11 protein-coding genes and 1 tRNA gene are annotated in these 12662 nt (G+C 49.6%); 7 read left to right on the top strand and 5 right to left on the bottom strand.

Annotation, left to right across the window (positions count from 1 at the left end; all coding sequences use genetic code 11):
• The first annotated feature begins 58 nt into the window (after positions 1-58).
• Together J3B89_RS11755 and J3B89_RS11750 are read left to right on the top strand one after the other, a co-directional pair.
• Positions 59-952: a DMT family transporter gene (locus J3B89_RS11755; protein ID WP_215397749.1), complete on the top strand. Its 894-nt coding sequence runs from the start codon at positions 59-61 to the stop codon at positions 950-952.
• Between the two features lie 2 nt (positions 953-954).
• Positions 955-1530 (top strand): glutathione S-transferase family protein, encoded by a 576-nt coding sequence (locus tag J3B89_RS11750; RefSeq protein WP_215397748.1) that lies wholly within the window; start codon positions 955-957, stop codon positions 1528-1530.
• 17 nt (positions 1531-1547) lie between these two features.
• On the opposite strand, the gene J3B89_RS11745 is transcribed toward J3B89_RS11750, so the two are convergent.
• Positions 1548-2096 (bottom strand): YaeQ family protein, encoded by a 549-nt coding sequence (locus J3B89_RS11745; protein WP_215397747.1) that lies wholly within the window; start codon positions 2094-2096, stop codon positions 1548-1550.
• A 153-nt stretch (positions 2097-2249) separates the two neighbouring features.
• On the opposite strand from J3B89_RS11745, the gene J3B89_RS11740 reads away from it, so the two are divergent.
• The gene (locus J3B89_RS11740) at positions 2250-3530 is read left to right on the top strand and encodes an MgtC/SapB family protein (protein WP_215397746.1); all 1281 of its coding nucleotides are present in this window, start codon (positions 2250-2252) and stop codon (positions 3528-3530) included.
• A 96-nt stretch (positions 3531-3626) separates the two neighbouring features.
• Positions 3627-4184: a hypothetical protein gene (locus J3B89_RS11735; protein ID WP_215397745.1), complete on the top strand. Its 558-nt coding sequence runs from the start codon at positions 3627-3629 to the stop codon at positions 4182-4184.
• Position 4185: 1 nt separating this feature from the next.
• Here the strand turns inward: J3B89_RS11735 and J3B89_RS11730 are convergent, their stop codons facing one another.
• Both J3B89_RS11730 and ggt read right to left on the bottom strand, forming a co-directional pair.
• On the bottom strand, positions 4186-5226 hold the full coding sequence (locus J3B89_RS11730; RefSeq protein WP_251372357.1) for an extracellular catalytic domain type 2 short-chain-length polyhydroxyalkanoate depolymerase: 1041 nt from the start codon (positions 5224-5226) through the stop codon (positions 4186-4188).
• 70 nt (positions 5227-5296) lie between these two features.
• On the bottom strand, positions 5297-6973 hold the full coding sequence (gene ggt / locus J3B89_RS11725; RefSeq protein WP_215397744.1) for a gamma-glutamyltransferase: 1677 nt from the start codon (positions 6971-6973) through the stop codon (positions 5297-5299).
• A gap of 175 nt (positions 6974-7148) precedes the next feature.
• Here ggt and J3B89_RS11720 point away from each other — a divergent pair, with 175 nt between their 5' ends.
• Positions 7149-8852 (top strand): methyl-accepting chemotaxis protein, encoded by a 1704-nt coding sequence (locus tag J3B89_RS11720; protein WP_215397743.1) that lies wholly within the window; start codon positions 7149-7151, stop codon positions 8850-8852.
• Positions 8853-8918: 66 nt separating this feature from the next.
• Here the strand turns inward: J3B89_RS11720 and J3B89_RS11715 are convergent.
• A tRNA-Pro gene (locus J3B89_RS11715) sits at positions 8919-8995 on the bottom strand.
• 156 nt (positions 8996-9151) lie between these two features.
• Here J3B89_RS11715 and J3B89_RS11710 point away from each other — a divergent pair.
• Positions 9152-10123 carry a DUF4382 domain-containing protein gene (locus J3B89_RS11710; protein WP_215397742.1) on the top strand — a complete coding sequence of 324 codons (972 nt, stop codon included), beginning with the start codon at positions 9152-9154 and terminating at the stop codon, positions 10121-10123.
• Between the two features lie 103 nt (positions 10124-10226).
• Complete coding sequence (locus J3B89_RS11705) at positions 10227-11099, top strand: EamA family transporter (RefSeq protein WP_215397741.1); 873 nt, start codon at positions 10227-10229, stop codon at positions 11097-11099.
• Between the two features lie 27 nt (positions 11100-11126).
• On the opposite strand, the gene J3B89_RS11700 is transcribed toward J3B89_RS11705, so the two are convergent.
• Entirely contained in the window at positions 11127-12641 is a 1515-nt protein-coding gene (locus J3B89_RS11700) for a leucyl aminopeptidase (protein ID WP_215397740.1), read from the bottom strand.
• Between the last annotated feature and the right edge of the window lie 21 nt (positions 12642-12662).

Raw genomic sequence — 12662 nt, 5'->3', positions numbered from 1 at the left:
GCAGTGGCCAGGAATTAAAGATATACAGCAGTAATAACTGATAAACAGGATAGTGAAGGTGAACTCAGGCAGTATTATTCGGTTATTTTCGCTGGCCGCTATTTGGGGCGCGTCTTTCCTGTTTATGCGTATTGCGGTGCCGGAACTTGGCCCGGCCTGGCTGATGTTTGGCCGGCTGCTGCTGGCGGCGTTATTTCTGGCCTTGGTTGCCGTTGCGTTTAAACGCAGTTTGCCAATACGCGGCTATGCCGGCCATTTTATGGTACTGAGCTTTTTTAATACCGCTTTACCGTTTTTGCTGTTTGCCTATGCGGCACAAACACTAACCGCATCTTTACTGGCGGTACTTAATGCTACTGCACCGTTGTGGGGTGCATTAATTGGCTGGTTGTTTTTTCGCCAGAACATGTCATTAAAAATTGCCGGCGGCTTACTGCTGGGGATTAGTGGTGTGACCATACTGGTAGGTTTTGATGCCACAGCAAGTAGCGATGCCTTACCGGCTATAGCTGCAGCAGCAGGGGCGGCCTGTTGTTATGGTATTGCCACCTGGTATACCCGGCTGGCTAAACCGGTACCGGCGTTTACCAATGCACATGGCAATATGTGGGGGGCCTGCCTGTGGTTATTGCCATTACTCTGGTTTATACCTTTGCCGGTGGCTGAACCGGCCATTCAGAGCCTGTATGCTGTGCTGGCGCTTGGGGTAGTTTGTACCGGTGTGGCCTATATGCTGTATTTTCGTCTGGTGCAGGATTTGGGGGCCACACCCACGCTAACCGTTACCTTTTTAATTCCGGTATTTGGTGTGCTGTGGGGACACCTGTTTTTAGATGAAACTGTCGGCTGGCATACCCTCGCCGGTGCTGCCATTGTTATTATCGGAACCATGCTGGTAACCGGTTTTAGCCTGAATTCATTACGCGCTGCAACAGCGTCTGTTAAGGAGTAAATATGAAACTATATGGTTCACAAACCTCACCTTATGTGCGGCGCATTCGCTTATTGCTGGCTACTACCGCACACGAATTTATTAACCTGAATATTTTTACCGGAGAAGGGCGACAAACACTGGCAGCCATTAACCCGGCACTGCGTATTCCAATGCTGGACGATGCCGGCCAGGTTATTTTTGATTCTGGTGTGATCTACCGTTATCTGGCAGCCAAGCTGGGCATAGCGCCGCTTAGCTGGTATCAGGAAAACCAGCTGACAGTAATTAATGCAGTAAATGATTCTTTAGTGATGCTGCTGCAATGCAGCCGCAGCGGTTTTGACACCAATGACGATAAGCTGTTTTTTAATTTACAGCGTGAGCGGGTAGCCACCTCTTTGTATGTGCTGGAACAACAGGCAGCAAATAACGAGTTTGCCAATTGGGATTACGTTGCCATGGCGTTGTACAGCCTGGTGGACTGGACCTTGTTCCGTGAACTGCTGGAGTTTGACTATTATCCGGCACTACAGGCCTTTGTTGCGCAAAACAAAACGCAACCGATGATTAAAGACAGCGACCCACGCCTGGGATAAACAGGCGCAGGCCTTTATTACTGTGCTGCTTTTAGCAGCACAGGCTCAATTAATACACTCTGCTCAGCGTCGGATAGCCAGATCTGGCCTTCGCTAATATTGCACTGCAGGTTCATATTGCGGTTTACCAGTTTCGCCATGGCTTTTACGGCTTCTTCGTTAATTTCCAGCACCGCAAGGTTTTGATAACGCTCCAGAGCCTGCTGAATGTTTTTCCACCACACCGGTACGCTACGCCCGCCATAGCAAAACAATTGCACCTGTTTTGCCCGTCCGGCAGCTTTACGCAGCCATTTTTCATCGCTTTGGCCAAACTCGACCCACAAATTAATCTCGCCACTGAGGGTTTTGTCCCATAACTCAGGTTCATCGTCTTCTGCGCTTAAACCTTTGGTAAAGGCCAGTGTATCGCTGGCATTGATGGCAAAGGCTAGCAGGCGCACCATCATACGCTCGTCATTTTCTGACGGGTGTTGCGCCAGTGTCAGGCTGTGGTTCTGATAATAATGCCGGTCCATATCAGCAATTTGCAGCTGAACCTTAAATACAGTGGCTTTTAGTGCCATAAAGCAAACCCGTAATCAATCTAAAGGCGGCGAGTGTAACGCGAACCACTGCTTTGCTCAATTTAACTGTTTGCTGCGGTTGCATCTGCCACGGCCGGAAAAACTGCGCTATGCTGTGGCCAATAACCGCTAACCAATTGAGTTCAATAAAAAGTGTCTGAATTTGATATAGATATGGTGCAAAACTTTTTAATCGCCTTGATGTTGGGGGCTTTGGTTGGTATTGAGCGGGAAAAACACCGCCGCGACGAACATCCCGGTAGTTTTGGCGGCTTACGCACCTATATTTTGTTTGCTCAGGCAGGCGCAGTATCGGCCTGGTTATCCTTGCATCTGCAATCGCCGTGGTTATTTGTTATTACGGTACTGGTGGTGGCCCTGGCAGTACTCACTGCCTACATACTGGAAAACCGCCATAATCCGACGGCGTTAGGCTTAACCAGTGAAATCAGCGCGATTACCGTGTGTTTACTCGGTGGCGCAGTGATGTTTGGTTATGCCGAGCTTGCCGTGATGCTGGGTATACTGACATCGGCCATTCTTACCTTTAAACGGCCGCTGCACACTATGGTCAGTAAAATCGACAATGAAGATTTATACGCCGGAGTCAAGCTGCTGATCGCCAGTTTTATTGTACTGCCATTATTACCGAATGAACCGGTAGACCCCTGGCAGGCACTTAACCCTTACCGGCTCTGGTTGCTGGTAATACTGATTTCCTCAATGTCGCTGCTGGGGTATGTTGCCGTGCGCTGGCTTGGAGCTGCCCATGGCGCCGTAGTTACCGGCATCAGTGGTGGCCTGGCATCGTCTACTGCCGTTACCTTAAGTTTTGCCCGTAGCAGCAAATTTGAACCTGATCCTCTGGCTGCCGATACTCAGGCCTGCGGGGTATTGCTGGCCTGGCTGGTAATGTTTATCCGTGTGCTGGTAACAGTAAGTATTGTGCATAAACCTTTGCTGGCGCATTTGTGGCTGCCGTTTAGTGTTATGGCGGCAGCTACTGCCACTATGGCGGCCATTTACTACCAGCTTGGCCGCAGGCGTTATCAGGCACCACAGCAAAGTACCGTTAAGGTTAGTAACCCGTTTAGCCTGATTGCAGCAATGAAGTTTGGTGCACTGTTTGCGGTTATTTTGCTGCTGGTAAAGCTTACCGAGCAATATGCTGCCAGCGAAGGTATGTATTTGCTGGCCGCCGTAGCTGGTTTAACCGATGTGGATGCCATAACCTTGTCAATGGCAGACTATGCCCGGCGTATACCAGAAGGCATAGCACTGGCGGCAGGTGCAGTTACTGTAGCGGCATTGAGTAATACGGTTGTTAAATGCGCCCTGGTATATATATTGGGCGGCAGGGCACTGGCGAATAAGTTGTTAGCTGCCACGCTGCTAATACTGGCATTGGGGTTGGCCGTGTTGTTTTTTGTTTAAAGCGGGGCTTTCGTTTGAGCGTTGCGGCACAAGCTTCAGGCTGGATTAAGCCAGGGCCTGTTCAGATGGCGCAATAACATACATTACGGAGATACTATGATTAAGCGAACCAGCATTGCCAGCTTAGCACTGCTTAGTGTGTTTATTGCGCCTGTAATGGCTGCAACAGTGCTGACAGATGCTAACCTGGACCAGTTTGAAGCCATGCTGCCAAAATTACAGCAGTTAGAGCAAAGGCCACAAAACAAGCAGTTTAAGTTGCAGCAACACTGCGACTGGCCGCGCCACTACCGTGAGCTTAGCGCACAGGAAAAGGATTCCGCTTATCAGACACAAATTGAACAACTGGCGAAAGAGCACGGCTTTACGCCGGTGCAATTTGTTGAGTTAAGTGCCAAAGTAACCTGGCCAGTGCTGGACACTGTGCAGCCAGCGCTGGAGGTATCACGCCAGGCGTTGATGTTTTTACCGGCAGCGCAACGGCAAAAAACCGAAAAAAGCATTCAGCAGGGCCAGCAGTATTACCAAACGTTAACCGGCTGTTTAACCGCAGATGATAAAACCGCACTGGCAAAACACCATGATCGCATTATGCAAATGGCCAAACGCCTTGGCGGTGTAGAGCAAATCTTGCCAGCCGGCATGGTGCAGTAAATTAATCTGTGAAGGCCTGCACTAACTGATGTACGGCCTTAAGTTGCATCCCTTCTCTGGTAGCGTAATCAGCTCCGGTATAGCCCCACCAATCCCAACAAGCGTTAGGGTTAAACGGGTTTATACTGCTGGCAGTGGTTTGCGGGTATAACACCACAATATTATTGCTGTCGGCATAATTATTCAGCCCGCTGCCTGTTACATAGGCCTCGCCTACGCTGGCGGCATTTTGTTTACAACCATGAAAACTAACATGTAACCGGCAGCTTTCGCCGTTGGTGCAGCTTTGGGGTACATACAAATAACCGGTTTCAGCCAGGGTATCTTTGGCTGCAGGGGCCAGCTGATGCTGGTTAATTGTGATTAACCGGCCATCGCTGCTGGCTGTTTTAGCCTTAACGCTGCCCAGTAAGTGTTTAAGCAACTCGCCTGCAGCGTCATAATTACAGCTGGCCAGAAAAGGCGGCTCAGATAGATCGCAATTACCCAAAGCGGTATTGTCTGTCGGGAAGGTATGGCTAAAGGCTTTATCTGTTATCAGCGCAATATTGTCATTATTTACCCATTTCAGGTACTGTTGGTGAAGTAAGGCGGCCAGGCCGGGGTATACTGTGGTGTCTTTGCTGCCGTGAAAAATCCATACTTTGTCATCTTTAACTGCTGTAACCGGCGCCAGCTTGCCCGTGGCGCGCTGCGCGGTTAAATACTGGTTTATTGCACTCATATCCGGCGAGCTGCTGGCTTTATTAAAACAATGTTCCAGCGCCAGGCCTAAACTGTTTTGCGCACAATATACCGGGCCACCGGCCAGCATCGCTACACCGCTAACCTGTTCTGCAAACGCTAAGTGGTACTGGCCAGCCATATAAGCGCCGCTGGATAAGCCAGACAAGGTAATTTGCTCAGCCAGCTGCAATTTGGGCAATGTCAGCTCTGCTGTCAGCGGTAATGCAAAAACAGATAACAGCGTAAAACTAACCAACTTAAGTTTGGGCATAACGGCTCCGGCAATAACAGGATGATGTACTACTGAATGTTGCATAAACGTGGCCCTGCAACAATAAGGCTTTAGTACAGAATTAAAGTTAAAGCCTTATTGCCAAACAGTGGTGTTAATGCAGGTTAATTACCTTAGCCACCCCACGTGAGCGCGGATCGGCAGCTGCTGTTACTTTGCCATCTACCACCTGAATTGCCTGAATATCACCAAGGTTCCAGCCTTGAGTTACCAACTTATAACCTTTGGCTTTTAGCTCATTCTGTACTGCTGTACTAAGCGGGGAGTAAGGCTCCATGGTGATCTGATCTTTGGGCAGTAACTGATGATGAAAACGCGGTGCAGCCACAGCTTCAGCCAGCGGTAACCGGTAGTCATATAAATTCGTCATTACCTGAAAAATAGAGGTGAAAATGGTTGAACCGCCCGGTGTGCCGATCACCAACCCGACTTTACCATCTTTTATCAGCAGGCTGGGGGTCATTGACGACAGCATACGTTTGCCCGGTGCTATGGCATTGGCATCACTGCCAACTACGCCAAAGGCATTGGGAACGCCGGCCTTGGCAGAAAAGTCGTCCATTTCGTTATTCAGTAAAAAACCGGCACCTTCTACTACTACACCGCTGCCAAAATCCAGATTCAGAGTATAGGTGTTAGACACAGCATTACCGTCTTTATCCAGCACAGAAAAGTGCGTGGTATGGTAGCCCTCCAGCCCCGGTTTTACCGCTGCGGTGGCAGATATTGCTGCAGGGTTTATTTCAGCTGCGCGTTTATCCAAATATGCACTGTCAAGCAGTTGCTGCTGCGGTACTGTAGTGAAATCAGGATCGCCCAGATAATCGGCGCGATCAGCAAATACGCGTTTTTCTATCTCAGCAATTAAATGCACATACTGGCTGCTATTAAGCGCAACATTAGTAAAGTCGGCACTGCGCCGCTGTTTTAACGCCAGCAACTGGCTAAGCGCAATACCACCAGAGCTTGGTGGTGCTGCAGTTACCAACTGGTAATCGCGCCAGGGGGTGATTACCGGCTCGCGCCAACCGGCTTTATATGCCGCTAAATCATCAAGAGTGATAAGGCCGCCACCGCGTTGCATTTGCGCTACCAGCAATTTAGCCGTTTCACCCTGGTAAAAGTCGGCCGGGCCATGCTCAGCGATACGTTTTAGTGTGCTGGCCAGCTCGCTCTGAATAAAATTTTCGTTGGGCTGCATAGCGGCAAAATAGCGGGCAAAATTGGTTTTGCCTTCCAGTTGGCTAAGTAAATCGGCACGGTACTGATACTGGTTTTCTGCTACAGTAAAACCATTTTGGGCATAGTAAATAGCCGGTTGTATCAGCTCTGCCCAGGGCAGGCTGCCAAACCGCTGATGTGCCTGCCATAACCCCATTACTGTGCCCGGCACGCCACTGGCTTTATGGCCAATTAAGCTTAAGTTTTCAATAACCTGTTTTTCTTCATCCAGATACATATCGCGATGGGCTGCTGCAGGGGCGGTTTCGCGGTAATCCAGAAAATAAGCTTTACCGTCAACCCACAGTGTCATAAAACCACCGCCGCCAATATTGCCCGCCTCGGGGTAGGTTACTGCCAGTGTAAAAGCAGTTGCTACTGCAGCATCAACCGCATTGCCGCCTCTTTTTAGTATTTGCTCTGCCACTGCGGCACCGTACTGATCCGGCGAAGCCACGGCTGCCTGACCTTTAAGGCAAGCCTGTACCGCGGGTGAAAGTACAGCCAGGCTGAATAATAAATAAAAGCTAACGCGATACAAAAACTGCATAACAAGCCACTCCGGTAATTACCAGGTATCAGTTCTAACGTGGTTATTTGTTAATTACAAGATGTGACAGCTTATAAAGCACAGGCTATGCTGATAAAGTAAAAAAAGCTTTGACTCTGGCAGTGAAATTAACTGCTAAATCAGGAACATCGAAGTAAATAAAAAAGGATACATCATGGGATTTTGGAAAACCGTAGGCGGGCGTTTGTTAAGCATTCCTTTACTGGCATTGCTTGGTTTTATGGTGCTTGGTGCAGTGGCATTAAATGCCTTGCAGCACAGCCTGACAGAGGGCAGAGAAAACAGAGTAGTGGCGGTAATTGACAGTGCCCTTAGTCTGGTAAAACATTATCAGACACTGGAGCAAAGCGGCAGCCTGAGCAAAGAACAGGCACAACAACAGGCCATGGCTGCCATTAAGGTCATACGTTACGATGGTACTGAATACATCTGGATTAACGACACCGGCCGGCCCATTCCCAAAATGATTATGCACCCGACGGTGCCTGCTTTAGACGGCACCGTGCTCGACAGACCTAATTTTAACTACGCTACCTTAATGCGCAGCCGCGATGGCAAAGAGCAGCAAACCTTAAATAATGCCAATCTGTTTGTCAGCTTTGTTGATGTAATAGGCCGCTACGGTAATGGTTTTGTTGAATACCAATGGCCAAAACCATTAAAAGGCGGCGGGGTAACCGAAGAGCGTTATACCAAGCTGTCTTATGTAGCAAAAGACGATAACTGGGGCTGGGTGCTCGGCTCGGGTATTTATATCGATGATGTAAAAGCGGCATTCTGGGCCGTTGCAATGCAAATCGGTGCGGTGGTGTTGATTGTTATCTTATTAACAGCGGGAGTGTCGTTATTTATCCGCAGTTGGCTACTAAGCACGCTCGGTGGTGAAGTGGCCGACACCAAGCTATTGGTGCAGCAGGTTGCAGCCGGTGATTTTTCTGTGCAGTTTGCGCTGCGAAGTGGTGACAACGACAGTTTGCTGGCGGCGCTTGGCATTTTGGTTAACCAACTGCGTAGTATTATCAGCCAGCAAATATCAATGGCCGAACAATTGTCGATGCAATCTGAAGCTTTAGATGACAGCAGCCAGCAAACGCAGCAGATTTTGCAAAATGTTATGGATCAAACCGCGCAGGTTGCTACCGCCGTAAACGAGATGACCGCCACCTGTGAAGATATGGCCCGCAGCGCCACTACTGCCGCCAAAGCCGCCCGGGATGCCGACACCGAAACACAAAACGGGGTAACCTCAGTAGGCCAAACTATTACCGCTATTGATGCGTTAAAGCTGAAGTTAGAGCAGGTATCTGAGGTTATTGCGCAGTTATCCAAGCGCGGTGAAGAAGTTGGGGCCGTAACCGATGTTATTGGTGCCATTGCCGAGCAAACTAATTTACTGGCATTAAACGCGGCCATTGAAGCTGCCCGCGCCGGTGAAATGGGCCGTGGTTTTGCCGTGGTAGCCGATGAAGTACGCACCCTGGCCAGCCGCTCGCAAGCCTCTACGCAGGATATCAACAAACGTATTCAGGGTATTCAGCAAGACTCTGCCAACGCTGTGCAATCTATGGCGCAAAGCAAAGCCGAAACCGAGCAAACCATAACCTGTTCGCAGCAAGCCAGTGAGGCGCTAAAACGTATAAATACCGCTGTATCCAGCATTACCGACGTTAACGATCAACTGGCCAGCGCTACCGAAGAGCTGGCCATGGTGTCGGGCACCATCAATGAAAATATGGAAAATATCGCCACGGCGGTGGAAAGCACCACAGCAAAATCGACTGAGCTGTCTGTAGCTAGCCAGCAACTGCGGAAAATGGCCAGTGATATGAAAAAATCGCTGAGTGGGTTTAAACTCTAAACCAATATAGGTAAGTGGAAAACAACAAAGCCCCGCAAAAGCGGGGCTTTGTTTTGAGGAATTTAATGGTCGGTACGAGAGGATTTGAACCTCCGACCCCTGACACCCCATGACAGTGCGCTACCAAGCTGCGCTACGTACCGACGTACGGCGTATCATAATGATTCCCCGCCAGAATGCAATGCTGTATCGCCTGACTGCAGCAATTTTCGCCAGTTTAACAATAGCCTGCTAAGCAATTAAGTAACCATTCAGTCTTTGCTGCTATTAGTTAGGTTGCACTAACGGAGGGCAAATTAATGAAACAGACAATACTGACAAGTGCGGTACTGGCATCGTTGTCGTTCCTGGCCGCTTGTGGTGGTAGTTCTTCTGATGAATTACAACCACAGATGACCCGCTTTAGTTTGGCAATAAGCGATGCACCGGTAAATGGCGCTAAAGTCGTTATGCTGTGTTTTAGCGAAATTGAGTTAACTGGCAATGGCGTGGGTAATCAGAGCTTTACCGTGGGGGATGACGACGCGGCAGCAGAGGCGAATGATGAATGCCGTGATGCGCAGGGGACAATTATTCCTAATACGCGCGGGGTAGATTTACTGCTGCTGGATGGCGCTAAGTCTGAAGCATTGCTGACCGATGCTGATATTGAAGCCGGCAATTATGGCCAGTTGCGGCTGGAAATTGCCCCCGGCAGCTATGTTGAACTGGAAGATGGCATGCGTGAACCGTTACAGGTGCCGTCAAATGAATTAAAGCTGGGCAGTTTAACACTGGTTGAAGGCGGCAACGCTAATTACACGCTGGAGTTCGATTTACGTAAGGCGCTGATTAACCCGCCGGGGCAAAATGGCTATTTACTTAAACCAACCGGCTTGCGCCTGGTTAATAACACTGAGGTTGGCCATTTAACCGGCCAGGTAGCAGAAGGGCTGCTGATCAATAATAATTGCACGGTTGCCCCGGCTGATGCCTCTGTGCCGGTAGCTGCGGTGTATTTGTACCAGGGGGCTGACCGGCCGCTGGATGAGTTAGCAGATAACGGCGGCGATAATACCTATCAGCCTTATGCCAGCACCAACGTATATTTTGATGGTGTAAGCGAGTACCACTACAGTATAGGCTTTATTCTGGCTGATAACTATACCGTAGCGCTAAGCTGTGACGTAGACGACAACCCGGAAGCGGCCGACGATATCAGCTTTTTACAGGCAAAAAATGTGGTGGTAAGCCCTACAGCAACACCGGTTGAAGTGGACTTTATGGATTAAACAACCCATCAGCTTATTGAATGGCCGCTATTACTGCGGCCAGCTATCAAGTTTTACGCTTTTTTGTTAGTATAGCCGTCTTTACGTCTTCTGGTGTGTCGCTGTGCTGTGGATCCCTTTTACCTTGCTGGCTGCATTTATGCAGGCCTGGCGCAATGCGTTTCAAAAACAACTTAGCAAAGATGTTAGCGTAGCCGGTGTTACCCTGGCGCGTTTTATCTGGGCTTCGCCTTTAGCGGCAATTTATTTATACCTGTTATATCAGTGGCAACCGGTGGCTATGCCGGTATTTAGCGGCCATTTTGCCGGTTTTATTGTTGCCGCTTCTCTGGCACAAATACTGGCCACCGCACTGATGGTAAAACTATTTAAGTTAAGAAATTACGCCATAGGTGCCGGCCTGGCAAAAAGTGAAGCCGTGTTGGCGGCGGTGCTGGGCGTTGTGTTCTTTAGTGAGTCGTTAACCTTACTCGGCTGGTTTGGCGTTGTTTTAGGGGGTTGTGCGGTATTTTTACTCAGTGGTGCCAGTTTGCGCCAGTTATCCGTACCGGTGCTGTTGCTGGGCCTTGGCAGCGGTTTAGCGTTTGCACTGACATCCTTATGGGTGCGCCAGGCCAGTTTAGTGCTGGGCTTGCCATTTCCATATGGTGCAGCCTGGGTATTGCTGCTGGTTATTATGCTGCAAACGCTGTTATTGCTGCTGTGGTTAACGGTAAAAGACCGGCCCACGTTAACGGCTTTGTGGCAGCGGCCTAAACTTACCTTGCTGATCAGCCTGTGCAGCTGTGTTGGCTCTGTTGGCTGGTTTACCGCTATGAGCCTGGAATCGGTGGCATTGGTAAAAACACTGGGGCAGGTTGAAGTGCTGTTTATGTTGCTGATTTCTGCTTTTGTATTTAAAGAAAAACTGCAAAAAGCCGATCACTGGGGGCTGGCGTTGATTGTGCTGGCAGCTATTGCGGTAATGTGGGCCTGAGGCAAGCGCCTCAGGCTGTTGCTTTTATTAAGGCTGGGTTAGTGCCCATTGCGTTAGCAGTTGTACGCCGTAGCCAGTTGCGCCTTCAGGGGTTATTCCGCTATTGCTGTTAGCCAGAGCATTACCGGCAATATCAATATGTGCGAAGGGCGTGTTACCAACAAACTGCTGCAAAAACAGTGCTGCGGTTGAGGCCCCGGCACTACGGCCACCGTTGCGCAGATCTGCAATACGGCTTTTTAGCTCTGGTAACATGTCGTCACTAAGCGGCAGGCGCCACAGTTTCTCGTTTACCTGCTGGCCGGCCTGCTGTAGTTGCATCACCAGATTATCGTTATTGCTAAATACACCGGCATAGTAGGCGCCCAGTGCGGTTACTTTAGCGCCTGTCAGGGTGGCAATATCTACCATAGCGCGTGGTTTGTAGTGCTTTTCGGCGTACCAGAGCGCATCAGCCATTACCATACGGCCTTCAGCATCGGTGTTAATTATTTCAACACTGATACCTGCTGCCGTATTAACCACATCTCCCGGCAGGTAGGCGCGGTCAGAAATCATATTTTCTGCCAGTGCCATTACAGCCACCACATTTACCGCGGCTTTTTGCTCGGCTAACGCAGCAATAGTGCCAAGTGCCGCTGCTGCACCAGCCATATCGCTGGTCATACGGATAATAGAATCTGCCTGGGTTTTCAGGTTATAACCGCCGGTGTCAAAGGTAATGCCTTTACCAATAATTGCCAGAGGAGCCTGCTGGCTGCCTTGCCAGTGGGCAATAACCAACCGTGGCGGGCGGGCACTACCGCGGCCAACGGCTAAAATGGCGCCCATATTGTTTTTTTGCAGCGCGTTCTCATCAAAAACAGTAACTTTTACGCCCAGTTTTTTCAGCTCACTGGCTTTATCGGCAAAATTGGCTGGTGACAGCCCCATAGCAGGCTCGTTAGTGAGATCCCGCGCCAGAATGACGCCATTGGCAATGGCGCTTAACTGGGCATGACGCCGCTGAGCTTCACTGGCATTGGCTACTACAAAGTTTAGTTGCTGGCCTTTAGTATCAGCTTTGCCACCAGTTGGTTTGGCTTTGTAGCGGTTAAATGTGTAAGCACTTAGCGTTGCACCAAAAGCCAATTGGGCTGCCAGCTCAGTATCAGCCAGGCTGCTGTTAATCTGGCTGGCATCTATAACAATATTTTTTGCCGCAGATTTAGCCAGAAAGCGGGCAAGATCTGCCCCGATGATAGCTGCAGTATTTGCTGTGTGTTCTGCTGCGTTACCAACACCTAAAAGCACAACACGCTTATAGTTGCTGTAAGGCGCTGCCGGTGCAAGCCACTGCAGGTTCTGGCCGGCTTTGCCGCTGAAATTTTCGCTGTCAGCCAGTTGCTTTAGCGACTCCTGTTGCTGGGGGGCATTGCTGGCACTAAGCAGTACTAATGTATCGGCATCGGTATTGGCTTGCCCGGTAAAGCGGATATCAAAGGCGGTAGCGTAGGTGGTAAAACTTAGCAGCATTAACGCTGTTATCATTATTTTGTGCATCTGGAGCAGTCCCTATGTTGT

This window comes from Rheinheimera oceanensis (assembly GCF_018831085.1).
In the GTDB taxonomy this organism is placed as follows: Bacteria; Pseudomonadota; Gammaproteobacteria; order Enterobacterales; family Alteromonadaceae; genus Alishewanella; species Alishewanella oceanensis.
Note: the sequence above shows the minus strand (reverse complement) of the source record. Positions and strands in the feature narration are given on the sequence as shown.

Excerpts from the sequence above, each read along its gene's own strand:
- J3B89_RS11710 (WP_215397742.1), top strand. The coding sequence starts at position 9,152 with ATGAAACAGACAATACTGACAAGTGCGGTACTGGCATCGTTGTCGTTC.
- J3B89_RS11730 (WP_251372357.1), bottom strand. The coding sequence starts at position 5,226 with ATGCAACATTCAGTAGTACATCATCCTGTTATTGCCGGAGCCGTTATG.
- J3B89_RS11720 (WP_215397743.1), top strand. The coding sequence starts at position 7,149 with ATGGGATTTTGGAAAACCGTAGGCGGGCGTTTGTTAAGCATTCCTTTA.
- J3B89_RS11750 (WP_215397748.1), top strand. The coding sequence starts at position 955 with ATGAAACTATATGGTTCACAAACCTCACCTTATGTGCGGCGCATTCGC.
- J3B89_RS11745 (WP_215397747.1), bottom strand. The coding sequence starts at position 2,096 with ATGGCACTAAAAGCCACTGTATTTAAGGTTCAGCTGCAAATTGCTGAT.
- J3B89_RS11700 (WP_215397740.1), bottom strand. The coding sequence starts at position 12,641 with ATGCACAAAATAATGATAACAGCGTTAATGCTGCTAAGTTTTACCACC.
- J3B89_RS11735 (WP_215397745.1), top strand. The coding sequence starts at position 3,627 with ATGATTAAGCGAACCAGCATTGCCAGCTTAGCACTGCTTAGTGTGTTT.
- ggt (WP_215397744.1), bottom strand. The coding sequence starts at position 6,973 with ATGCAGTTTTTGTATCGCGTTAGCTTTTATTTATTATTCAGCCTGGCT.